Annotated in this window: 19 protein-coding genes; 4 read left to right on the plus strand and 15 right to left on the minus strand. The window is 72.5% G+C overall.

The genetic code is table 11. The features are described 5' to 3' along the window. Positions 1 to 62: 62 nt before the first annotated feature. On the plus strand, positions 63 to 986 hold the full coding sequence (locus tag LWC35_RS05755; RefSeq protein ID WP_232868837.1) for an NmrA family NAD(P)-binding protein: 924 nt from the start codon (positions 63 to 65) through the stop codon (positions 984 to 986). 168 nt (positions 987 to 1,154) lie between these two features. On the opposite strand, the gene LWC35_RS05760 is transcribed toward LWC35_RS05755, so the two are convergent. Genes LWC35_RS05760 through LWC35_RS05795 form a run of 8 tightly spaced genes read right to left on the minus strand, consistent with a single transcriptional unit; the run spans position 1,155 to position 9,422 of the window. Continuing rightward, a complete protein-coding gene (locus LWC35_RS05760; RefSeq protein WP_232868838.1) occupies positions 1,155 to 2,006 on the minus strand; it encodes an NtaA/DmoA family FMN-dependent monooxygenase in 852 nt (283 codons plus the stop codon). Continuing rightward, positions 2,003 to 2,485: an LLM class flavin-dependent oxidoreductase gene (locus tag LWC35_RS05765; RefSeq protein WP_232868839.1), complete on the minus strand. Its 483-nt coding sequence runs from the start codon at positions 2,483 to 2,485 to the stop codon at positions 2,003 to 2,005. The genes LWC35_RS05760 and LWC35_RS05765 overlap by 4 nt, the downstream gene beginning before the upstream one ends. Then, a complete protein-coding gene (locus tag LWC35_RS05770; RefSeq protein WP_232868840.1) occupies positions 2,482 to 3,243 on the minus strand; it encodes a class II aldolase/adducin family protein in 762 nt (253 codons plus the stop codon). Before LWC35_RS05770 ends, LWC35_RS05765 begins: the two co-directional genes overlap by 4 nt. A 12-nt stretch (positions 3,244 to 3,255) precedes the next feature. Continuing rightward, positions 3,256 to 4,800: an ABC transporter substrate-binding protein gene (locus LWC35_RS05775; protein ID WP_232868841.1), complete on the minus strand. Its 1,545-nt coding sequence runs from the start codon at positions 4,798 to 4,800 to the stop codon at positions 3,256 to 3,258. A 17-nt stretch (positions 4,801 to 4,817) separates the two neighbouring features. Then, positions 4,818 to 6,437 carry a dipeptide ABC transporter ATP-binding protein gene (locus LWC35_RS05780; protein WP_232868842.1) on the minus strand — a complete coding sequence of 540 codons (1,620 nt, stop codon included), beginning with the start codon at positions 6,435 to 6,437 and terminating at the stop codon, positions 4,818 to 4,820. Then, the gene (locus LWC35_RS05785; protein WP_232868843.1) at positions 6,434 to 7,297 is read right to left on the minus strand and encodes an ABC transporter permease; all 864 of its coding nucleotides are present in this window, start codon (positions 7,295 to 7,297) and stop codon (positions 6,434 to 6,436) included. Before LWC35_RS05785 ends, LWC35_RS05780 begins: the two co-directional genes overlap by 4 nt. Further along, positions 7,294 to 8,298, minus strand: a complete 1,005-nt coding sequence (locus LWC35_RS05790) for an ABC transporter permease (protein ID WP_232868844.1) — start codon at positions 8,296 to 8,298, stop codon at positions 7,294 to 7,296. The genes LWC35_RS05785 and LWC35_RS05790 overlap by 4 nt, the downstream gene beginning before the upstream one ends. Beyond that, the gene (locus tag LWC35_RS05795; protein WP_232868845.1) at positions 8,295 to 9,422 is read right to left on the minus strand and encodes an LLM class flavin-dependent oxidoreductase; all 1,128 of its coding nucleotides are present in this window, start codon (positions 9,420 to 9,422) and stop codon (positions 8,295 to 8,297) included. The genes LWC35_RS05790 and LWC35_RS05795 overlap by 4 nt, the downstream gene beginning before the upstream one ends. A 625-nt stretch (positions 9,423 to 10,047) precedes the next feature. Between LWC35_RS05795 and LWC35_RS05800 the strand changes: the two genes are divergently transcribed. The 3 genes from LWC35_RS05800 to LWC35_RS05810 all read left to right on the plus strand — a co-directional run bounded on the left by LWC35_RS05800 (position 10,048) and on the right by LWC35_RS05810 (position 13,767). Then, positions 10,048 to 10,236, plus strand: coding sequence for a hypothetical protein (locus LWC35_RS05800; protein WP_232868846.1), 189 nt, complete (start codon positions 10,048 to 10,050; stop codon positions 10,234 to 10,236). Further along, entirely contained in the window at positions 10,233 to 11,342 is a 1,110-nt protein-coding gene (locus LWC35_RS05805) for a YeiH family protein (RefSeq protein ID WP_232868847.1), read from the plus strand. The genes LWC35_RS05800 and LWC35_RS05805 overlap by 4 nt, the downstream gene beginning before the upstream one ends. A gap of 148 nt (positions 11,343 to 11,490) precedes the next feature. After that, positions 11,491 to 13,767, plus strand: coding sequence for a molybdopterin-dependent oxidoreductase (locus LWC35_RS05810; protein WP_232868848.1), 2,277 nt, complete (start codon positions 11,491 to 11,493; stop codon positions 13,765 to 13,767). Between the two features lie 57 nt (positions 13,768 to 13,824). Here LWC35_RS05810 and LWC35_RS05815 read toward each other — a convergent pair whose 3' ends face one another. From LWC35_RS05815 to LWC35_RS05850, 7 genes are read right to left on the minus strand one after another with little or no spacing between them, the layout of a single operon-like run. Next, complete coding sequence (locus LWC35_RS05815) at positions 13,825 to 14,880, minus strand: LLM class flavin-dependent oxidoreductase (protein ID WP_232868849.1); 1,056 nt, start codon at positions 14,878 to 14,880, stop codon at positions 13,825 to 13,827. Beyond that, on the minus strand, positions 14,877 to 16,496 hold the full coding sequence (locus LWC35_RS05820) for a dipeptide ABC transporter ATP-binding protein (RefSeq protein WP_232868850.1): 1,620 nt from the start codon (positions 16,494 to 16,496) through the stop codon (positions 14,877 to 14,879). Before LWC35_RS05820 ends, LWC35_RS05815 begins: the two co-directional genes overlap by 4 nt. After that, positions 16,475 to 17,320, minus strand: a complete 846-nt coding sequence (locus tag LWC35_RS05825; protein WP_232868851.1) for an ABC transporter permease — start codon at positions 17,318 to 17,320, stop codon at positions 16,475 to 16,477. The genes LWC35_RS05820 and LWC35_RS05825 overlap by 22 nt, the downstream gene beginning before the upstream one ends. Continuing rightward, the gene (locus LWC35_RS05830) at positions 17,317 to 18,282 is read right to left on the minus strand and encodes an ABC transporter permease (protein ID WP_232868852.1); all 966 of its coding nucleotides are present in this window, start codon (positions 18,280 to 18,282) and stop codon (positions 17,317 to 17,319) included. Before LWC35_RS05830 ends, LWC35_RS05825 begins: the two co-directional genes overlap by 4 nt. Beyond that, complete coding sequence (locus LWC35_RS05835; protein ID WP_232868853.1) at positions 18,279 to 19,949, minus strand: ABC transporter substrate-binding protein; 1,671 nt, start codon at positions 19,947 to 19,949, stop codon at positions 18,279 to 18,281. The genes LWC35_RS05830 and LWC35_RS05835 overlap by 4 nt, the downstream gene beginning before the upstream one ends. A gap of 34 nt (positions 19,950 to 19,983) precedes the next feature. After that, complete coding sequence (locus tag LWC35_RS05840; protein ID WP_269803647.1) at positions 19,984 to 21,165, minus strand: acyl-CoA dehydrogenase family protein; 1,182 nt, start codon at positions 21,163 to 21,165, stop codon at positions 19,984 to 19,986. After that, a complete protein-coding gene (locus LWC35_RS05850) occupies positions 21,162 to 22,388 on the minus strand; it encodes an LLM class flavin-dependent oxidoreductase (RefSeq protein WP_232868854.1) in 1,227 nt (408 codons plus the stop codon). The genes LWC35_RS05840 and LWC35_RS05850 overlap by 4 nt, the downstream gene beginning before the upstream one ends. Between the last annotated feature and the right edge of the window lie 85 nt (positions 22,389 to 22,473).

Consider the following 22,473-nt stretch of genomic DNA (forward strand, 5'->3'; position numbering starts at 1 on the left):
GCCCGCCGTATCGTACTCGACGGAAACGGCGGGCCCCGCCGTTTAGCGTTTCGAGGAGGCCCGTGCCGAGAGCGTCCGCACCCGTGCTGGTCACCGGGGCCACCGGCCGACAGGGCGGCGCCACCGCCCGGGCGCTGCTCGCGATGGGCGTGCCCGTGCGCGCCCTGGTGCGCGACCCGGCCACCGACCACGCCAAGGCCGTCGAGGCGCTCGGGGCCGAGCTCGTGACCGGCGACCTCCGCGACCGCGACTCGCTCGTCCTGGCCGCCGAGGGCGCCCGCGCCGTCTTCTCCGTCCAGATGCCCGAGTTCACCCCCGAGGGGTTCGACTTCGCCGGGGAGGTGGCCCAGGGCGTCAACCTCATCGAGGCCGCGAAGGCCGCCGGCGTGATGCAGTTCGTGCACACCTCCGTGACCGGGGCCGGACAGCACACCGACACCCCCGGCTGGGCCGAGGGCCGCTGGACCTCGATGGAACCCACCTTGGGAGCCAAGACCGCGATCCAGGACCGGGTCCGCACCGCCGGTTTCCCCCATTGGACCCTGCTCAAGCCGGGCTTCTTCATGGACAACTTCCTGCCGTCCATGGCCTTCCTGTTCCCACGCGGTATCGAGGGCGGCCTGGTCAGCGTCGTGAAACCTCGAACCCGACTGGCCCTGGTGGCCGTGCAGGACATCGGCTCGGCCGCCGCGGCCGCCATCGCCGCACCGGAGCGGTTCGACGAGGTCGAGCTCGAGTTCGCCAGCGACCACCTGTCGATGACGGAGGTTGCGGAGGTGCTGTCCGAGGCACTAGGCGTCCCGCTGTCCGCGCCGGACATGACGGAGGAGGAGGCCCTTGCCGCCGGGATGCCGGCGATGGGCGCAGGGCACGAGTGGCTCAACGTCGCTGAGCAGCCGGGGCGTCCGCAGTACGCAAGGGACCTCGGCATCCCGCTCACCAGCTTCGACACCTGGGCGCGCGAGCATCTCGGAGGATCGGCCTGACGCGGTGCGAACCGCTCCCCCAGCACGTCCACGGCGCTCCTGCGCCCCGGCGAGGTACCCATCGTCCCGATGGATCGGCCGGTCGGGTTCCTACCGAGGGGAGCCGGGAGTCGAGCTGGACAGCGCAGACGCTGCCTGCACGTCCGCGGCCCCGAAGTCAACCAGAGCTCATTGCCGCACCGAAGGGCGGTCCAGCCCGAGGTTCTCCCGCAGGGTCGCGCCCTCGTAGTCGCGGCGGAAGAGCCCGCGGTCGCGCAGGATCGGCACCACTGCGTCGGTGAGCAGGCGGACGCCTTCCGGCAGGTAGGAGGGCAGCAGCACGAACCCGTCGGATCCGCCGCCCGTGAAGCGCTCGATGAGCAGGTCGGCGATCTGCTCGGGAGCACCGACCGGGACCCAGTGCCCGGACGAACTGACCTCCATCTCGATGAGGCGTCGGATGCTGTAGCCCTCGGTGACCGCGAGCTCCTTGAACACGCCGTAGCGGCTCTGCCGGCCCTGCACCGTCTCGACGGGCGGGAGGATCTCCGGGGGGATCGTCCCGTCCAGGTCGAGACCGGACAGGTCGACGCCGCCGAGCTGCTTCTGCAGCCGCTCCAGCCCGATCTCGACGTTGATCAGCTCACGCAGCTCCTTGGCCAGCGCCCTGGCCTCGGTCTCGGTCGGCGCGACGATCGGGCTCACTCCGGGCAGGATCAGGACCTTCTCGGGGTCCCGGCCCGCGGCGGCGACCCGTGCCTTCAGGTCGCGGTAGAAGTCCCGAGAGTCCTCGGGCGTCTGCTGTGCGGTGAAGACGACCTCGGCGTGGCGGGCGGCGAAGGCCTTCCCGTCCGGTGACGAACCGGCCTGCACGAGCACAGGCCGCCCCTGCGGACCGCGCGGCACGTTGAGCGGGCCCTCCACGTGGAAGTGCAGGCCCACGTGGTCGATCCGCTGCACTCGCTCAGGCCGGGCGTAGGTGCCACCGGCTCGGTCGGCGACGATCGCATCGTCGGACCAGCTGTCCCACAGCTTGGTCACGACCTCGACGAACTCCTCGGCAGAGGAGCATAGCGCTCGGCGTGCGAGGGCAACGGTCGCCCGCCGAAGTTCACCTCCCCCCAGGCCGACGTGACGATGTTCCAAGCCGCTCGGCCGCCGCTGATGTGATCGAGGGACGCCATCTGGCGGGCCAGGTTGTACGGCTCGGTGAACGTGGTGGAAATGCTTCCGATGAAGCCGATGCGCTCCGTCCGCCCCGCCAACGCGGAGAGCAGGGTGATCGGCTCCAGGTGCCCGAAAGGGCCGGCCTTGATCCTCGACGTCTCCAGCGTCAGCCCGTCGGCGATGAACAACGCGTCGAGCTTCGCGGCCTCCGCCCATAGGGCCAGGTCCGTGTACAGGTCGAGCGAGGTGATCTCCTCGACCCGGCTGCCCGGCCTGCGCCAGGCGCCCTGATGGTTGCCCACGCTGCCGATGAGCATGCCCAGCCGCATCCGACGCGGCGCGCCGGCGGTCACGACAGCACGTCCGGTTCGTCGTGCAGCACCTGCTGCAGGTGCGGCTGGTAGTGCTGCTCGGCGAGCTCCGGTGTCAGCGTCCACTTCCCCAGCAGCGACTCGGCGATCCGCTCGCCCCGGCCCGCGGCCTCGAGGAGGAGCTGTGCCTTGGCCGCGCGTTCGGCCGCGATGAAGTAGAAGGCCGCCTCCGGCAGCGAGCGACCGACCGTGATGAACCCGTGGCCGCGCTGGATCAGGACCTTGGCGGTCGGTCCCAACGAGTCCGCGGTGGTCCGGCGCCCCTCTCCCACCAGCCCGAAGTCCTCGTGCACGGCCTGCAGGCCGTGGATCAGGGCGGCGTCGGTGGTCAGGGGGTCGAGGACCCGCGGCTGGCTGGCCCAGGTGAACCCGTACGGCGAGTGCACGTGCACGACCGCGACGGCGTCCGGCCTGGCGCTGTGCAGGACGTGCTGGCTCGCGAACCCGGAGACGGTGGCGCCGGCCGGGCCGCGCACGATCGTCCCGGATGCGTCGACCAGGAGCAGGTCGGACACCCGGACCCGGCCGAACGGGACCTGCCAGGGGTTGGCCCAGAAGAGCTCGTCGGAGCCGGGTTCGCGGACGGTGAGGTGTCCGTTGAACCCGAACTCGTAGCCCAGGCGGGCGAACAGCCGAAGTGTCGCGGCGAGGGCGACCTTCCGGTTGTGCCGTTCGTCGTCGCGCTCGGGCGCGGGGCCGGGGGCCGCGCCGTCGGGCGAGGCGTGCAGAGTGGCGGTCATCGGTACCTCCGGTCAGTCGGCGTTCTTCGGGCGGAAGTCCTGCGGCAGGAGCCAGTGCTCGGGCCGGGGGACCCAGTCGAGGTTCTTGTTCACGGCCCAGGTCAGGGGTTGCGGCCAGAGGAAGACGACATGCGGGTTGTCGTGGAACTCCTGGGTGGCCCGGTCGAGCAGGTTGGTCTGCTGCTCCCGAGAGGTTGCCGTGGTCAGCTGGTCGACCAGGGCGTCGTAGGCCGGGTCGGAGAAGTGGCTCTGGCTGTAGGTGCTCGTGTAGATGCGCAAACGCTCTGCCGGCGCGCGGTAGCCGCTGGAGTAGCCGATGTAGATCAGGTCGGCGACGTCGTCGGTGTAGCTCCGCTGGACCCAGCTGGGGAACTGCGCCGTGGTCACCTTGATCCGGATACCGACCTCGCCCAGCTGTTGGGCAATCGCCTGGGCGATCGGGTCCGAGGCGATGTACGTCCCGGTGGACAGCGCCAGCTCCAGGTCGAGCCCGTTCGGGTACCCGGCCTCGGCGAGCAGCTGCCTGGCCTTGGCGGGGTCGTGGGGGTAGGCCTGCAGGTCCGGGTTGACCTGGTCGTAGGGGGCGTTGAGGACCTGGCCGGAGCTGGGCTGGATGTCGGGCCCGAGCAAGCTGGAGGCGATGGTCTTCTTGTCGACGGCGTAGTTGAGGGCCTGCCGGACGCGGGGATCCTGCAGCGGCGGCTTGGTCTCGTTGATCCGCAGCGTCATGTTCCAGGAGCTCCACTGGGACCCGGTGGTGTAGCGGTCGCTGCCGGCGAACTGGGTCAGGCTCTGTGGGTCGAGCTGGATGGCGGCGTCGACGCTGCCGGACTGCAGGGCCTGCACCCGTGCGGCCTCGGTGCCGAGGACCTTGAAGGCCACCTTGTCGTAGTAGGGCCTGTCCCCGTAGTAGTTCGGGTTGCGCACCAGGGTGGCGCCGTTCTCCAGGTCGACCGACTGGAGCTGGTACGGCCCGCTGCCGAGCGGCTCCAGCACCGGGTTGTGGGACTCGACCCACTTCTGCTCGGTGAAGGTGGTGGTGCTCAGGCGTTCGTCGAGGTCGAGATACGGCTTCTTCGTGGTGACGACGACGGTGTGGGCGTCGGGTGCGTCGACGCGGGCGATGATCGCCCGGAGCGCCGGGCCCGAGGTCAGCTTGGTGGCCGGGTCGAGCAGGCGGTCGAAGTTCCACTTCACCGTGGCGGCGTCGAGGGGGTCGCCGTTGGAGAACTTCACCCCGTCACGCAGCACGAAGGTCCATTGGACGTCGCTGTCCTGCCGCCACGACGTCGCCAGGTCGCCGACGAGCTTCTGGTCCGGTCCGATCTTCGTCAGGCTGGAGAAGATCGCGCCCTGTACCGTGGCGTCCCCGTCGATCGAGCCCGAGCTGCCCGGGTCGAGGCTGGTGAGTTGGCGGGACAGCCCGAGGGTCAGGGTGTCGGTGTCGGTCCCTGCACCTCCGGAGCCACCGCCGAGGGCACCGCTGCAGCCTGCCATCAGCAGCACGGCGGCGCCGGCCAGGGCTGCGCGCAGGGCGCGGCCGCTCGTTCTGGACATGGTGGTTCCTTTCGCTCTCAGGCGGAGGTGGGCACGACGGCCGGCCCGGCGAGGCGGCGACCGGGGACAGCGGCGAGCAGCGACGCGGTGTACGGGTGCTCCGGTCGGCCGAGGACCTCCTCGGTCGGCCCGCGCTCGACGATGCGGCCGCCCTGCATCACGGCGACGTCGGTGCACAGCCCCTTGATCACCGCGAGGTCGTGGGAGATCACGACGTAGGTCAGGCCACGCGTCTCACGCAGCCGTCGGAGCAGCGCGAGGATCGTCGCCTGCACGGACAGGTCCAGGGCCGAGACGGGCTCGTCGGCCACGACGAGCGTCGGATCGAGGGCCAGGGCCCGGGCGATCGCGACGCGCTGGCGTTGCCCGCCGGACAGCTGGTCGGGTTGCCGTGCGGCGAACGAGGCCGGCAGATCGACCTCTGCCAGCAGCTCCTCGATGCGCTCGCGCCGGGCCCGTCGCTCGGCGGGCGTCCCGGACAGCTCGATCGGCTCACCGATGATGCGGTCCACCGTCAGGCGGGGATCGAGCGACCCGTACGGGTCCTGGAAGACGTACTGAACGCGGCGCCGCCAGCGCGCCCGGCCCGCGCGGTCCAGGGTGTGCGGGTCGTCGCCGTCGTGCAGGACGGTGCCCTCGGTCGGCCGATCGAGTCCCACCACGAGGCGGGCCAGTGTGGTCTTCCCGGAGCCGGACTCCCCGACCAGGCCGAGCGCCTGGCCGGGGTGGAGGACGAGGTCGACGCCGCCGACCGCGCGGATCGGCGCTCCGCCGCCCGAGCGGAACTGGCGCACGGCGCCCCGGACCTCGAGGACCGGCCGCCCACCCGCGGCGACCGGCGGAGGGGCCGGGTCGTCCAGCCGTGGGACGTTCGCCAGCAGCGAGCGCGTGCGCTCGTGGGCCGGCCGCTCGAGAACCTCGGCGGTCGTGGCCTGCTCGACGATCCGGCCGGCGTGCATGACGGCGACCCGGTCCGCCCGGTCGGCGACGACCCCGACGTCGTGGGTGACCAGCAGGACCCCCAGGCCGAGGTCGGCGCGCAGGGTGTCGAGCAGGTCGAGCACCTGGGCCTGCACACTCACGTCGAGGGCCGTGGTCGGCTCGTCCGCGACGAGCAGTCGGGGCGACCGGGCGATCGCGATCGCGATCATGATCCGCTGGTTCAGACCACCGGAGAACTCGTGCGGGTAGGCGGTGAGGCGCTCTGCGCCGCGCGCGATCCCGACCTGGTCGAGCAGTTCGAGGACCCGCCGGCGGGCCCCCGCGCGGTCCCGCCGGAGCCCCGCGGGCAGCGCTTCCCGCAGCTGGGCCCCCACGGTCAACCGCGGGTTGAGGGCCACGGTCGGGTTCTGGAAGATCACCCCGACGTCGGCGGCCAGCATCGCCCGACGCCGCTTGTCGGTCAGCGCCAGGAGGTCCTGCCCGTCGAGCGCGACCCGGCCGCCGACGACCCGAGCGGCACGGGGCAGCAGGCCCACTACGGAGAGCGCGGTGAGGGTCTTCCCCGAACCCGACTCGCCGACCAGCCCGACGGTCTCGCCACGACCGACGGTCAGCGAGACCCCGTCGACGACGTCCGCCTCCTTGATCCGCGTGCGGAGGTCGGTGACCTCGAGCAGGGGGTGTCCACCGGTCATTCGTCGGCCCTCCCGGCCGTGGAGAAGCGTTCGGCCAGCCGGTCGCCGGCGAGCTGGACCCCGACGATCACCACGACCAACGCGGCGCCGGGGAAGATCGAGACCCACCAGGCGCCGGCCAGCTGCGCCTGTCCGGAGGCCACCATCTGGCCCCAGTCCGGGGTCGGCGGCTGCACCCCGAGGCCGAGGAAGCCGAGGCTGGACTCGAGGAGAAGGACCGTGGAGAAGGTCAACGTGGCGGCGACGAGCACGAGCGGGCCCAGCGCCGGCACGACGTGCCGCCGCACGACCTCGACCGTGGACGCACCCGCCAACCGGGCGGCCTCGATGAAAGGTTGCGCCGCGACGAAGGTGGCATGGACGCGCGCGATCCTGAAGTTCAGCACCCACGAGCCGAGGGCGAGGACGACGACCAGCGCGACGGTGCCCGATCCGGCGAACGCGAGCACGACCAGGGCGAGCAGAATGCCCGGCACCGCGAGCTGTACGTCCGCGAGCCGACCGAGCGTGGCGTCCCAGTACCGGCCGCCGAGCGCGGCGACCACGCCCAGGCCGACGCCGAGCACCGCGGACAGCACGGTGGCGACGAGCGAGACGCCCAGGGCGACCCGCCCTCCGTGGAGCACCCGGCTCAGCACGTCGCGGCCCAGCTCGTCGGTACCGAAGGGGTGCACCGCGGACGGTGGTCGGAGCAGGCCGGTGAGGTCCTGGGCAAGAGGATCGTGCGGCGCGACGAGGGGCGCCGCGATGGTGAGGACGGCGACCGCGACGACCACGACGGAGCCGACGATCCCGTAGACGGGCCGGCGGCGCGCCGGTGCCGCGGTGACGGCGTCGGTGGAGGTGGTGATGACGCTCATCGGCGGTTCCTCGGGTCCAGCAGGGCTGCGAGCAGGTCGACGGCCAGGTTGACCAACACGAAGCCGATCGCGATCACGCAGACGCAGGCGAGCACGAGCGGGTAGTCGCGGTTGTTCAAGGCCGACACCGAGAGCTGCCCGAGCCCGGGCCAGCCGAACAGGGCCTCGGTGACGATCGCGCCGCCGAGCACCATGCCGGCCTGGACACCCAGGACGTTCAGCACGGGCGGCAGGGCGTTGGCGACCACGTGCCGGGCCGTCACCGCGGCCGGCGCGATGCCCTTGGACCTGGCCGTGCGGACGTGGTCGAGCTCGGCCACGTCGAGCAGCGCGGTCCGGAAGATCCGCCCGACCGGCGCCGCGACGACGACGGCGAGCGTCAGGGCGGGCAGGACGAGGTGCGCGAGCGTGCCCCCTCCGGTCGCGGGGAGCGAACGGAGCACGATCGCGAACACGAAGATCAGCAGGATGCCCAGGAAGAAGCTGGGGATCGCATCGAGCGCGGTGAGCAGCGACAGCGGGAGCCGGCGGAGCAGGGGCCGCCGGGCCGTCGCCCCGAGGTATCCGGCCGCGGCACCGAGCAGCGTGCCGAGCAACAGTCCGGTCAGGCCCAGGGTGATGCTCGCGGGCAACCGCTCGGCCACCAGGGCGAGCGGCGACTCGTCATAGCGGATCGAGTCGGGCAGGTCCCCGGTCACCACGCGGCCGAGGAAGGTCGCGTACTGCTCCAGCGGCGGCCGGTCGAAGCCCATCAGGGCGGTGATCCGCTCGAGCTCGCCGGGTGGCGCGTCGGGGGCGACGAGCAGCTGGGCGGGGTTGCCCGTGGCCAACAGGGAGAAGAAGACAAGGGTGAACACGGCCCAGACCGCCACCAGAGCGGTCGCCAGCCGGCCCGCCACGTAACGGGCCGAGAGAGGCGCCCGGCGGCGGGGGCGGCGCGCCGGGGCGCCGGGTGGTGGCCCGACCTCGAGGGGGCTCGGCTCGTGACGAGTGACCGTCATGCCGGCACCGCCGTCCCACGGCGGGCGAGCTCGGCACGCACCAACGGGAGGACCTCACGGCCCAGGTCTCGCGCGTCCCGCAGCGGGTCGTAGCCGCGCACGGAGAGGATGTCGCAGCCGATGTCGACGTAGTCGAGCAGCGCGGCGGCGACGGTTTCCGGCGAACCGACCAGCGCGGTGGAGGCGCCGGCTGCGTCGGTCGCGGCCGCCGGAGCCGTCCACAGTGCCCGGTCGTGCCGGTCGCCGCGGGCCGCGACCGCGAGCAGGCGCTGGGAGCCGACGTTCCGGGGGTTCGGACCGCCGGTGGTGGAGTTGCGGACGTGGTGGTTGCGGATCCCGCCGAGGATGTCCTCGGCCCGCCGCCACGCCTGGGCATCGGTCGGCGCGAGGATGGGACGGAACGACACCCAGATCCGCGGGCGGGCCCGGCCGACGGCGTCGGCGTGCGCGTCGACCGCGGCGATCTGCTCCGCGGTCTCGGCGAGGGGCTCACCCCACAGGCCGAACACGTCGCCCTCGGTGCCCCCGAGCCGGTAGGCCGCCTCGGAGGACCCGCCCACGGAGATGGTGAGCGGGCCGCCGACCGGCCGCACAGCGGCGGTGAAACCGTCGAACCGGTAGAACTCGCCGCGGTGGTCGTGCGGGCCCGGACCGCTCCAGAGCCGCCGCAGGATGCGGATGTACTCCGCGGCCCGGCGGTAGCGCGTGTCCTTGTCCAAGTAGTCGCCCTCCCGCCGCTGCTCGGCGTCGCTGCCGGCCAGCACGTGGATGCCGAGGCGCCCGCGGGAGAGCCGGTCGAGTGTCGCGAACGTGCGGGCGGCGTGGACGGGGTGCACCACACCGGTCCGGTGCGCGAGCATGACCTTGAGCCGCTCCGTGTGGGCGAGGACCCAGCCGGCGAGCTGGCCCGACTCCGGTGCGCCCGAGCTGTACGGCACGAGGGTCCAGTCGAACCCCCCGTCCTCGTAGGCGCGGGCGAACTCGGCCAGATAGTCGTGGTCGACGGGCTCGCCGGTCGGCACGGTCGCCTCGCTGTAGTACGAGGCGCCGATCATGCCCACGAACTCGACGGTGCGGGCGGGTTCCCGCCCGCGCGGGCCGGGGACGGGGTGCGCGTCGGTCACGCGGCATCACCTCTGCAGGACGGGCCGGACCGGCCCGTGCGGCAGCGCCTCGACGGGCGCACGTCGAACGGGGGTCCGGGAAGAACGAGGGCACACGCCCGGGGAGCGTGCCCGGGACGGGACACGGCGAAGGCCGGACCGCGCGCGGCGGTCGGGCGGTCAGCGGGCGAGACAGCTCGCGGAGTGGACGGTGCCGTGGTCGATGACCCGACGCTGCGTCAGGCCTCCCGCCGCGCGGACGAGCACACGCAGCGACGCCGAGGCGCCCGGACGGGGTCCGGACGTGACGGAGCGCGGCGTTCGAGGCACGGACATGAGCAAAGCCGATGGCCCCTGGTGATGTCCAACGACGAAACCGCATCGCAATCGAGAAGCAGATGCGATCGGTCGTCCGTGTCGCCCGGGCCACGGTTGGGGCTGATCTGGATATTCGGGATGCTCCGGACGGGAGGGATGCGGCAAGTCGACCGACGCAGCTACCGTCCTCCGCGTGCTTCCCGGACGTCTGACGCAGCGGCGGTGGATCGACCGCGGCCTCGTCACGACGTCCGGCTGTCGCGGCTGACGCCTGACCCCGTCACCCGCCGACCGCCCGCGACCCGCGGGCGCGAACCCAGGAGCACCCATGTCCTCGTCCGACCCTGCGGCCGCGCACGCCACCGGCCCCGCCACTTCCGCGGCGACCGATCCGGTCACCGTCGAGCGCCCCGCCCGACGGCTCGGCGCCGACTGGATCGCCGTGATCGTCGCGGCCGTCCTCGTCCTGCTGGCAGCGACCGGCCTGCTGCCGTCGATCCCCTTCCTGGTCAAGTGAACGCCCCCGCGTCCACCGCCGTCTCCGCCCCGGCCGCACGAGTCGGCGCAGCCGGCAGGGGCATCGCGCGAGTGCTCCCCGGCTTGCTGCTCCTGCTCGTGGTCGGGCTCGTGGGGGTCGCCCTCCAGGCCGGGCTCCGCGCCCTCGGCACCGCGACCGGCACCAAGCTCCCGGACATCGAGTACGTGCTCTGGGCCATCCTCATCGGGCTCGCCGTGCGCAACACCGTGGGTGTGCCGGCAGTGTTCCGCCCGGGCGTCGCGACCTACGAGTTCTGGCTCAAGATCGGCATCGTGCTCTTGGGTGCCCGCTTCCTGCTCGGCGAGCTGGCCAAGCTCGGCGGGTTCAGCCTCGGCCTGATCCTGGTCGACATGGTCGTCGCGACGACGGTGATCCTGCTGGTGGGGCGGGCCTTCGGACTCGGCGGCAAGCTGTCCACCCTGCTCGCGGTGGGGACCTCGATCTGTGGCGTCTCCGCGATCATCGCGGGCAAGGGCGCCATCGACGCCGACGACGAGGACTCCGGCTACGCCATCGCCGCCATCCTCGCGCTCGGTGCCGTCGCCCTGTTCAGCTTTCCCGCGATCGGGCACGCACTCGCCCTGACCGACGCGCAGTTCGGCCTGTGGGCGGGGCTCGCCGTGGACAACACCGCGGAGACGACGGCGACGGGCGCCGCGTTCTCGCAAGAGGCCCAGCAGGTCGCCGTGGCGGTGAAGAACACCCGCAACGCCCTGATCGGCGTGGTCGTGCTGATCTACGCGCTGTACTGGTCCACCCGCGGCGGCGTGGCCGTCGCGCCGGGCTGGCGGGCGCGCGGCGCGTTCGTGTGGCGCACCTTCCCGAAGTTCGTGCTCGGGTTCATCGCGGTCTCGGCCCTGGCCACCGCCGGGGTGCTCGGCAAGGCCGAGATCACCAGCCTCGGGAACCTGTCGAAGTGGGCCTTCCTCCTCTGCTTCGCCGGTGTCGGCCTGAACTTCGACCTGCGCGAGGTCGCCCGCAGCGGTGTGCGACCGTTGATCGTGGCCGCGCTCGGCCTGGTCGTCGTGGCAGGCTGCTCGCTCGGCCTGGTGCTGCTGACCTCGGACCTGCTCGGTGCGAGCTGATCGGGTTCTCTCGTACGGATCGATCGCCGGTCCTGATCGGTCGTGATGCAGGATCGTCGTTGGACGAGGGGCGCGCCCTCGGATTGGCTCGGGGTATGCCGCTCGTCAGCTCCGCCACGGATCCCGCGCCCGACGTGGAGAGAGTGCGATGAGCCGTCCGCACAGCACACACTGGGGCTCGTTCCGCGGCGAGATGGTCGCGGGCACTCTGCGGCTGCACCCGCGTGACGGCGACCCGGATCCCTCGCCGATCCTGCACAACGTCCCGTCGGCGGTCGACCACCCCGCGCGGGTGCGCCGGCCCGCCGTCCGGCGAGGGTGGTGGGAGGACGGGCCGGGCCCCACGGACCGCCGGGGACGCGAGGGGTTCGTCGAGGTCGGCTGGGACGAGGTGCTCGACCGGCTGGCAGCGGAACTCGCCCGGGTTCGGGACGCGTTCGGGCCGCAGGCCGTCTACGGCGGCAGCTACGGCTGGGCCAGCGCCGGGCGGTTCCACCACGCCCAGAGCCAGGTGCACCGTTTCCTCAACCACGCTGTCGGCGGGTACGTCCGGTCCGTCGGCGACTACAGCGGCGCGGCAGCCCAGGTGGTCCTGCGCCACGTCCTCGGCCCCTCCGAACTGGTGTCGAAGGGGACCGTGACCTGGGACCAGGTCGCGGCCCACACCGACACCGTGCTCGCCTTCGGCGGGATGAACCTCAAGAACAGCGCGGTCGCCGGCGGTGGGATCAGCGCGCACGTCGAGCGGGGTGCGATGGCTGCCGCCGCCCGCCGCGGCGCACTGTTCGTGAACATCGGGCCGCTGCGCTCAGACCTGCCTGCGGAGACCGGAGCGCGATGGTTGTCCATACCGCCGGGCTCGGACACCGCGCTGATGTTCGGGCTACTGCACACCCTCCTCGTCGAGGACCGGCACGACACGGCGTTCCTGGACCGGTACTGCGTTGGATGGGAGCGCGTGGCTAAGCACCTGCTCGGCGCGGACGACGGCACCCCGAAGGACGCGGCCTGGGCCGCCGGGATCACGGGCGTCCCCGCCGACGAGATCCGTGAGCTGGCCCGCCGCGCTGCCGGTGGGCGGACGCTGGTCACCGTCGCCCAGTCGCTGCAGCGCGCGGAGTTCGGTGAGCAGCCGGTCTGGGCCGGCCTGGCGCTCGCCGCGGCCCTCGGGCAGATCGGCCTGCCGGGCGGCGGGTTCTGCTATGGCCTCGGCTCGATCGGGCACTACGGGCGCCGCAGGGTGGACGTCCCGGTCGGCACCCTCCCGCAGGGAGCCAACGGGATCGACGTGGCCATCCCGGTCGCGCGGGTCGCCGAGATGCTGCTGCATCCTGGGGCGGGGTACGACTTCGACGGCGAGCGCCGGCGCTATCCGCACGTCCGGCTCGCGTACTGGGCGGGCGGCAACCCGTTCCACCACCATCAGGACCTGGGTCGGCTGCGCCGGGCGTTCGGGCGGCTCGACACCTTCGTCGTGCACGAGCCGGTCTGGACGGCAACCGCGCGGCACGCGGACGTCGTGCTGCCCACGACCTGGACCCTGGAGCGGGAGGACATCGGCGCCGGCCCGTTCGATCCGGTCATGACGGCGATGCACCGGCTGGTCGACCCGCCGGGCGAGGCCCGCGACGACTACGCGATCTTCACGGGGCTCGCCGAGCGGCTCGGGGTCGGCGCGGCGTTCACCGAGGGCCGGGACGTGCGCGGGTGGCTGGAGCACCTCTACGCGCGGACTCGTGACGGGCTCGCGGCGCGGGGCCTTTCGGCGCCCCCGTTCGACGAGTTCTGGGCAGCCGGGGAGCTGTCGCTGCCGCAGCGGCCGGACGACGGGGCGCTGGTCGGCGCCTTTCGTGCGGATCCCGACACCGCTCCACTGCCGACCCCCTCCGGCCGGATCGAGCTCGCTTCCGCGACGATCGGCGCATTCGGGTACGCCGACGCCCCCGGTCACCCCGCCTGGCTGCCGCCCACCGAGCTGCCGGACTCACGACACCCGCTGTGGCTCGTCGCCAACCAGCCCGCGACCCGCCTGCACTCGCAGCTCGACTTCGGCGCGCACTCCCTGGCGCACAAGGTGCGCGGCCGCGAGGTCGTGCGCGTGCACCCGGACGACGCCGCCGTGCGCGGCATCGCCTCGGGGGACCTGGTCCGGCTGGTCAACGACCGCGGCTCCTGCCTCGCCGCCGCCCTCGTGACCGACGACGTCCGGGCCGGGGTGGTCCAGCTTCCGACGGGTGCCTGGTTCGACCCCCTGGACCCCGAGGCCGAGGTGCCGTTCTGCGTGCACGGCAACCCGAACGTCCTCACGCGTGACCACGGCACGTCGTCGCTGGCCCAGGGCTGCACCGGCCAGCACACGACCGTGCAGCTCGAGCGCTACGACGAGCCGGTCCGCGAGGTCCGCGCCCACCGCCCGCCCCTGTGAGTGGCGGGGGTGGGTGGCGCTGGTCGCCATGACGACCAGCGCCGCTCACGGGCAGTGCTAGGGGGACCAGCCGAGGGCCGGGGCGACCTGCTGCGCCAGGTCGGTGATCAGTCGCAGGTTGGCGTCGGGGCCGAAGGCCGGCGGCAGGAAGAGCACGATCTCGTCCGCAGCGGCGAGGCCGGGATCGGCCAGGACCGCCTCCGTGACCTGTTCGGGGTCACCGTGGTGCACCGGGCTGATCACGTTGCCGTTCGGTGGGGTCCCCCCGATCACCGGTTCCAGGGCACCCTTCGGTCGCGACGCAGCCATGCCCTGCGTCCGACGCTCGTGGTCGTAGGCCGCGTAGGTCTCCCGCAACTCCGCCGTCGTTCCCGGCAGGATCGACGCGGCCACCGCGACGGGCGGCGGTTCGGTGCGGTGCTCCGCCCGCCAGGCCTCCCGGTACGCCTCGATCACCCGCGCCTGGTACTCCGGAAACGTCTCCCCCGGCTCCAACCCGTGCAGCACCGTGCCGGTGATCAGCCCCAGGCCGATCCGGGCCGCGTCCACCGCGGAGTCGAGGCTCGCCGCGCCGCGTCGGAGCCGGCCGCGCAGACCGGGGCTGTGCGGCGTCACCCGCACCTGCGTCCCGACGGGCGCGCCCTGGCCCGGGCCGTCGACCGTGTGGACCGGCTCCCCCGCCACCGCGGCGAGGAACCGGGCCAGCCTGGCCTTGGCCTCCGTCCGCGGATCGCTGGAGACGGCGCCGAACACCGGGTCCCACAAGGCCGTCGAACCGGTGGCGAGCGCCAGGTCCAGCCGCCCGTCCACGAGCAGGTCGGTCGTCCCGGCGGCCTCGGCCAGGAGGATCGGGTCCTGGTAGCGCATGGGGATCACCGCGGATCCGAGCCGGATCCGGGAGGTGTGCTGCCCGACGGCGGCGAAGAACGGCAGCGGCGAGGACAGGTAGTGGTCGAAGTGCCGCTGGTAGGCCCAGCCGGCTTGGTAGCCGAGCTCCTCGGCGGCGCGGAACAACGCGATGCCGTCCCGCAGGCCCTGCGCCGGGCCTTCGGAGTCCGACCACGAGACCCGGGTGTTGAACCCGAGTGTCCGGGTCTGCACGGTGGTGGTCACGACGCACCCACCGGTAGGGAGTCCAGCAGCGTGCGGGTGTACTCCTCCTGCGGCGAGTCGAAGATCTGCGCGACGGTCCCCTGCTCGACGACCCGGCCGCGGCGCATCACCGACACCGTGTGCGCGAGCTGGCGCACCAGCGAGAGATCGTGCGAGACGAACACGTAGGTCAGGCCCTGCTCGGCCTGCAGCCGGAGCAGCGTCTCCACGATGTCGGCCTGCACGGTGACGTCCAGCGCCGAGGTGGGCTCGTCGAGGACGAGCACGTCCGGGCGCAGGACGAGCGCCCGGGCGATCGCGACCCGCTGCCGCTGCCCGCCGGACAGGGCCGAGGGTCTGCGGGACACCAGGTGCTCGCCCAGCCCGACCGCCGTCAGCGTCTCCCGCACCAGCTCATCGCGCTCGCGCGGGGACCCGATCCGGTAGCGATCCAGCGGCTCGCGGACCAGCCGCTCGACCTTCCACAGGGGATCGAGCGAGGTGAACGGGTTCTGGTAGACGAGCTGAAGGTGTCGCCGCACGCTGCGCAACGAGGCGTGTGAGCGCCCGCGCAGCTCCTCCCCCGCCACAGCGATCCGCCCCGAGTCCGGCTGCTCGAGCCCCGACAGCAACCGGATCGCCGTCGTCTTGCCCGACCCCGACTCGCCGACCAGGGCGTGCGTGGTGCCCGCCGGCACCGAGAACGAGACGTCGTCGACGGCCGTGAGCGACCCGAAGGACTTCGTGACGGCCACGACCTCGATCTTGGGCGCGCCCGCCCGTCCCAGGTCGCGCAACTGCGCGTAGCGGTCCGGGTTCAGGGCCGGGACGTCGGCGTGCAGCCGCCGCGCGTAGTCCGACGACGGGGCAGCGAACACCTCCGCCGTGGGCCCGGTCTCCTGCGCCACCCCGTCCTTCAGGACCAGCAACGAGTCCGCCCGCTCGGCGGCGATCGCGAGGTCGTGGGTGATCAGCAGCAGGCTGATGCCGAGGCCCTCGCGCAGCTCGGAGAGCAGATCCAGGATCCGCTTCTGGATGGTGACGTCCAGGGCGGAGGTCGGCTCGTCGGCCACCAGGAGGGCCGGCCTCGGGAGCACCGCGAGCCCGATCAGGACGCGCTGCAGCATGCCCCCGGAGAGCTGGTGCGGGTAGGAGAGGAACACCCGCTCCGGATCCGCGAGGCCCACCTGCGCGAACGTCTCCAGGACGGCCGCCCGCCGGTCCGGCTTGGCGAGCTCGTCGACGAGCTCTGCGGCCTCCAGTGCTTGGGCGCCGATGGTCCGCACCGGGTTCAGCGCGTTCCCGGGGTCCTGCGGGACGAAGCCGATCGTCCGGCCGCGAAGCCGACGGAAGTGCCGTTCCGGCAGCTCGAGCAGCGCGCGGCCGGCCAGCTCGACGCGTCCGGAGGCCTTGCCGCCGGTGGGCAGCAGGCGCAGCAGAGCCTTGGCGATCGTCGACTTGCCGGAGCCCGACTCGCCGATGAGCGCGAGGCTCCGCCCGGCGCCCAGCTCGAGGTCGACGCCGCGGACGACCTCGTGCCCGCCGTACGCGACGCGTAGCCCCTCGACCTGCAGCAACGGCGCGACGGTGCTCTCGGGGCGTTCCAACGTGCTGGTCAGTCGGTCTTGCGGAGCCATCGGCTGATCCTGTTCACGGAGAGGACGGTGACGATCGTGACGACGGCGGGGGCCCACACCAGCCAGGGCGCGAGCGGGTACTCCCGCCCCGAGGAGATCAGCAGCCCCCAGTCCGAGGCGGGCGGCGGGTCGCCGTAGCCCAGGAACGCGAGGCTCGCGATCGTCAGGATGGACAGCCCGAACTGCAGCACCGCGAGCTGCAGCACTGACCGCGAGGCGTTCGGGAGCACGTGCCGGAACAGCACGGAGGCGCGCGAGCCGCCGAGCAGCAGCGACGCCTCCACGAACACCGCGCTGCGGGCCTTGAGCACCTCCGAGCGGAGCACCCGGGCGAACACCGCGACCGCCGAGACGCCGGTGGCGACGGCGGCGTTGATCGTCTGGAAGCCCAGCGCGCTGACGATCACGACGGCCATCAGGAAGCTCGGGATGGCCAGCAGCACGTCGACGAACCGCGCCAGGGTGGTGTCGACCAGCCCACCGAAGAACCCCGAGAGCAGCCCGAACAGCCCGCCGACGACGAGCCCGATCAGCACGGCCACCAGCGCGCTCGACACGCTGGAGGCGGTGCCGTGCACGACCCGGGCGAACTCGTCGCGCCCGAGATGGTCGGTACCGAACCAGTGCGCACCGCTGGGCGGCCGGAACAGCTCGGACGGAATCCCGTCGACCGGGTTCTGGTGGCTGAACACGCCCGGCGCGATCGACCAGGCGAGGACCAGCGCGACGACCACGAAGGACACGACCACGGTGGGCGGCACCCGCCAGACCGGGCGCGTGGGCGGAGCAGGGGCCTCGGTGGTGGTGACGGCGGTGAGGGTCATGCCACGGCCACCCTCGCCTCGGGCCGCACGACCGTCACCCGCGGATCCAGCAACGGGTACACGAGGTCGGCCAGCAGGTTCACGAGGACGAACACCACGGCGGCCAGCGAGACCACGGCCTGCAGGACGGGCAGGTCCTGGCTGGCCACCGAGCTCTCCACGAGGCTGCCCAGCCCGGTCCGGCCGAACACCGCCTCGGTGATCACGGCGCCACCGAGCACCTCACCGATCATCACCGCGAGCACCGTGACGACCGGCAGCGCGGACGGCTTGAGCAGGTGCCGCAGCAGCAGCCGCGCCTGCCCCAGTCCGCGGGCGCGGGCCACCCCCGCGTAGTCCTGCTCCGCCTCGCGGTCCAGGTTCGCGATGAGCACCTCGGCGACCTGGGCGGAGACCCAGACGCCGAGGGTGAGCGCCGCGAAGAACGTGGCCCAGGGGCTGTCCGCATCGATGGCCCGGAACAGGCCGAGCCCGAACGAGAAGATCTGGATCAACAGTAACCCGACGAGGAAGCCCGGGACGGACAGGAACAGCGAAGGCACCGAACGCAGGGCCGGGCCGAAGGGACGCGGCAGGTACCGCACGCCGAACGCGATCCCGAAGGCCAGCAGCAGGGCGAGGCCCAGCGAGGCACCCGCCAGGACCAGCGTGGACGGCACCACCTCGCCGATCATGTCCGCCACCGGCCGGTTGGACCGCAGCGAGACGCCGAGATCACCGGTCACGAAGCGGGACAACGCCTCCCAGAGCTGCACGAGCACCGGTCGGTCCAGCCCGTAGTAGGAGACGATCCGGGCGATCTGCTCCTCGGTGAACCCGTTCTGCGGGTTGCGCAGGGTCGCGGTCACCGGGTCCCCCGGCAGCACGCTGATTACCACGAATGTGGCCACGTACGCCAGGAGGATCACCAGCACGGCCTGTCCCGCGCGACGCAGCGCGAAGGGCAGGTAGCCCCGGCTCACCGCTGGTCCCCGATCCAGGCGGTGTAGTAGTTCGCGTAGGCCAGCCCGTTGTAGGTCACGTCGTGCACGCGCGGGGACTGCAGGTAGAGGCGCTGCACGATCTGGGTCAGCGGCACGAAGTAGCCCTGGTCGAGCACGTAGCCCTGCAGCTCGTCGAGCTGGGTGTTGCGCGCGTTCGGGTCGCTGGCGCCCGCGACGTCGGTGGCGAGTTGGGTCAGCTTCTGGTCGCTCTGGCCGACGCCGAACCAGTTCTCGCCCTTGTTGGCGTCGGTGAGCACGCCGCCGACGGTGCCGGCGTCGATGAAGCTGCGCGTGATCTCGTAGGCGGGCACCGTCGGGCTGCCGACCTTGATCCGCTGGCCGTAGGTGACGACGTCGAAGGCCTGCAGGTCCACCTTGAAGCCGATCTTGCGCAGCTGCTGGGCGACCAGCTCGTCGACGGCCTTGGAGGTGGCCAGGTACGGGTTCGGGTAGAGGGTCAGCGCAAGTGGGGTGCCGTTCTTGGCGCGGGTACCGTCCGGGCCCTTGGCCCAACCGGCCTCGTCGAGCAGGGACTCGGCCTTGGCGGCGTCGAACGCGAAATCCGCGGAGTGGTCGGTCGCGCCGGGCACGTTGCTCTGGATGAACGAGGTCGCGGCGAGCCAGTCCGGGGTGTAGACGGTGTTCAGGATCTCCTGGCGGTCGATGCCGTGCTGCAGCGCCTGCCGGACCTTCACGTCGTCGAACGGCGCGACCTTGGTGTTGATCGCGAAGCCGTTGACGAACCCGAGGTAGCGCGGTGCGGCGACCCCGAAGCCCTGCGTTTTGAAGCTCTCGAGCTCCTTGGGCGAGGGGTTGTAGGCGACGTCGGCCTGTCCCGACTGCACCGACGAGGTGCGGACCTGCTGCTCGCTGACCTGCTTGTAGGTGATCGTGTCGATCCGCGCGGGCCCCTGGTGCGACAGCACCGGCGGTGCCCAGTCGTAGTCGGGCCGCTTCTTGAGCACCACGCTGTCGGAGTCCTTCCAGGACTCGACGACGTACGGGCCGCTGCCGATGTCGTTCTTCAGGTCCGCCTGCTGGTCCGCGGGCAGCGCCAGGCTCTTCGGCGAGATCAGGATCGAGCCGTGGTAGCCCAGCGTCGGGATGAAGCCGAGCGTGGGTGAGGTGAAGGTGACCTTGACCGTCGCCGGGTCCACGACCTCGGCGGCCTTGTAGGTCTTGGGGAACAGGCCGATCGGCTGGATGCCGCGGCTCGCGTCGCCCTTCGACCACATGTCGAGATTCGCGACGACCGCGGCGGCGTCGAGCGGGGTGCCGTCGGAGAAGGTCACGCCCGACCGCAGGTGCAGCGTGAACTCGGTGGCGTCGGCGTTCTGGTCCCAGCTGGTGGCGATCCAGGGGGAGGTCTTGCCGTTCTCGTCGACGTAGACGAGCTTGTCGGTGACGTGCCCCCAGATGTGGCCCTGGAAGCTGGAGATCGCGCTGTTGTTCGGGATCCAGGTGTCACCGAGGGAGTCGATCAGGAAGGTGAGGTCGCCACCGTCCTGGGGCGTGCCCGACCCGGCGGACTGCGCGCCACCCCCGGCACAGGCGGTGGCGACGAGCACTGTGGTGAGGATGCCGATCGCTGCCTGGACCAGGCGCCGGGCACGCGGCACGCGGCGCGCCGTGCGGGACGTCGTCATGAGTGTTCTTCTCTCTCGGGTTTGTCGGCGGAGGTCAGTGGGTGAGCAGACGGCGACCGGCGGCGAGCAGCGCGGCGTCCTCCTGCGGAGGATGCACGCGCACGCAGAGGACGTCGCGCAGGTGTCGTTCGAAGGGCTGGTGCCGGGTCAGGGCGGGGTTGCCGAGGGCGGCGACGGCAGCCTGAACCGCCGCGATCGCCGTCCGCGCGATCTGGACCTTGAGCACCGACAGCTGGGGCAGGTGGTCGGTGTGTCCGGCCTCGGCGCGCAGCAGCGTGCCGTAGAGCAGCGTCTCGGCCTGAGCGATCTGAGCGTCGATCTCCCCGGCCACGGCCTGGATCCGCTCGGTCTCGGCGATCGGGCGGCCCAGCGCGCTCGGGATCCGCTCACGGGCGTACCGGACGAAGGCGGCACGGGCCGCGCGGGCGACGCCGACGTAGAGCGCGGGGTGCCCGAAGCTCGTGATCCCGGCGGCTGCTGCCGGGTCGCGGTACACGCCGTCGGCTCCCCGCGGGATCTCGACGAACGCCCCGGCCGGCAGCCGGACGTCGTCGTACACCACGTCGTGGGTGTTCGAGGCGCGCAGGCCGAGGTGGTCCCAGGTGTCGATCCAGGTGATCCCGGCCGCGTCACCGGGCACGATCACGTGCCCGACGCGCGGGGCGGCCGGATCGCCGTCGGGCTCGTCCGCGACCGCCCAGACCACGTGATAGGCCAGCGCCGTCCCGCCGGTGGCGTAGGCCTTGTGGCCGGAGAGCGACCATCCGTCGGCGGTGCGTCGCGCGACCGTGGCCGGCAGACCCCCGCGGGCGGGCGCGCCCAGCTCGGGCTCGGCACGGATCGCGTTGACCAGGGCCGGCCCCGCGGCGCTGCGCCTCAGCAGGTCCGCGTAGGCGGGCGCGGGCCAGTGGTTCGCGACGGCCTGGCCCTGGTGCGCGGCCAGGGTGTTCGCGGCGAGCAGGGCGACCGACGGGTCCCCCTCCCCGAGCGCGACCAGGATGCGGACCGCGTCGAGCGGGCTCACCCCCGGCCCGCCGTGGCGCTCGGCGACGGTGGCGGTGAGCAACCCGGCCCGGTGCGCGGCCTCGATCCCGGCCGTCGGGAGGGCGCCGCTGCGGTCGTACTCCTCGGCCGTCGCGGCGAGCTCCGCGGTGACCGCGGCGAGAGCGTCGTCGGACAGGTCCGGGACGGGCAGTGTCAGGAGCGTCGCCGTCATCGGGCACCGGCCAGGGCGTCGGCGTCGAAGCCCGGAGCGAAGGCACCCGGGTGGTCGGCCTGCAGCGTGCCCCGCTGCCCGGTGGCCTCGCGTTGGGCGAGCTCCTGGCGGACCAGCGGCAGGACGTACCGGCCGTAGTCGCGGGCGTCGGCGAGGGTGTCGTAGCCGCGGATCGAGACGAGGTCGGCGCCCACGTCGATATAGTCGACGATCGCCGCCGCCACCGTCTCCGGCGTCCCGACCAGCGCGGTCGAGGCACCCCCGGCATTGGTGACGGCCGCGGTGCGAGTCCACAGCGCCCGGTCGTAGACCTCGGAGCGGGAGGCGAACTCCAGCGCCCGCTGCGACCCGACGTTCTGCGGGGCGTCCTTGCCGATCAGCTGCTGCCGGCCGTAGGCGCCCTTCTGGAAGGTCGCACCGATCTTCTCGGCGTAGTCGTAGGCCTTGCGCCAGGCTAGCTGGTCGGTGCGGTCGATGATCGGGCGGAACGTCACCCAGATCCGCGGGCGGGGGCGGTCCGCGGCGTCCGCGATGGCGTGCACCCGCTCGATCTGGGCACGGATGTCCGCCAGCGGCTCACCCCAGAAGCTGAAGACGTCCGCCTGCCGGCCGCCGATCTCGAACGCCTCGTCCGACTGGCCGCCGATCGAGATCGGGATGGTGTCGCCGTAGGGGCGGAAACCGGGACCGAACCCGTCGAAGCGGTAGAACTCGCCGCGGTGGCTGAAGGACGCGGTCTCGGTCCATGCCCGGCGCAGCAGCTCGATGAACTCGCTGGTCCGCGCGTACCGGCGCTCCTTGGGCAGGTAGTCGCCCTGGCGGGCCTGCTCCGCGTCGTTCCCGCCGCTGATCAGGTGCACGACTGCGCGGCCTTCGGTGAGTTGGTCGAGCGTGGCCAGCTGCTGGGCCACGACGAGGGGGAACGCCGTGTTCGGCCGGACCGCGACGATCGGGCGGATCCGCTCGGTCAGCTGACCCACCGCGGAGGCGACCACGAACGAGTCCGCGCTCGACGATCCGTACGGCAGCAGGGTGTAGTCGTACCCCGCCTCCTCCAATGTCCGGACGTATCGCCGGAAGTAGGCGAGATCGATCCCGCGGGTCGGGATCGGTTCGAGCTCGGTCGACGGATTGAGGTGCGACAGGCTGATGAACTCGACCCTTCGAGCCGCGGTGGGTGGGACGACGCGATCGGAACCGGGCGTCTGGGTCGGCACGCTCATGGGTGATCTCCTGTGGTGGCGCGGGTGGGTGCGGCACGGTGGGGCCGGGCGCACGACGTCGGGCACCCCGCGAGGACGGGTGGGT

It is taken from the genome of Pseudonocardia kujensis, assembly GCF_021283305.1.
Lineage (GTDB): Bacteria > Actinomycetota > Actinomycetes > Mycobacteriales > Pseudonocardiaceae > Pseudonocardia > Pseudonocardia kujensis.

Coding starts and splice junctions, on each gene's coding strand:
- LWC35_RS05850 (WP_232868854.1), bottom strand. CDS start 22,388: ATGAGCGTGCCGACCCAGACGCCCGGTTCCGATCGCGTCGTCCCACCC.
- LWC35_RS05825 (WP_232868851.1), bottom strand. CDS start 17,320: ATGACCCTCACCGCCGTCACCACCACCGAGGCCCCTGCTCCGCCCACG.
- LWC35_RS05775 (WP_232868841.1), bottom strand. CDS start 4,800: ATGTCCAGAACGAGCGGCCGCGCCCTGCGCGCAGCCCTGGCCGGCGCC.
- LWC35_RS05780 (WP_232868842.1), bottom strand. CDS start 6,437: ATGACCGGTGGACACCCCCTGCTCGAGGTCACCGACCTCCGCACGCGG.
- LWC35_RS05810 (WP_232868848.1), top strand. CDS start 11,491: ATGAGCCGTCCGCACAGCACACACTGGGGCTCGTTCCGCGGCGAGATG.
- LWC35_RS05790 (WP_232868844.1), bottom strand. CDS start 8,298: ATGACGGTCACTCGTCACGAGCCGAGCCCCCTCGAGGTCGGGCCACCA.
- LWC35_RS05785 (WP_232868843.1), bottom strand. CDS start 7,297: ATGAGCGTCATCACCACCTCCACCGACGCCGTCACCGCGGCACCGGCG.
- LWC35_RS05770 (WP_232868840.1), bottom strand. CDS start 3,243: ATGACCGCCACTCTGCACGCCTCGCCCGACGGCGCGGCCCCCGGCCCC.
- LWC35_RS05820 (WP_232868850.1), bottom strand. CDS start 16,496: ATGGCTCCGCAAGACCGACTGACCAGCACGTTGGAACGCCCCGAGAGC.
- LWC35_RS05835 (WP_232868853.1), bottom strand. CDS start 19,949: ATGACGACGTCCCGCACGGCGCGCCGCGTGCCGCGTGCCCGGCGCCTG.
- LWC35_RS05840 (WP_269803647.1), bottom strand. CDS start 21,165: ATGACGGCGACGCTCCTGACACTGCCCGTCCCGGACCTGTCCGACGAC.
- LWC35_RS05800 (WP_232868846.1), top strand. CDS start 10,048: ATGTCCTCGTCCGACCCTGCGGCCGCGCACGCCACCGGCCCCGCCACT.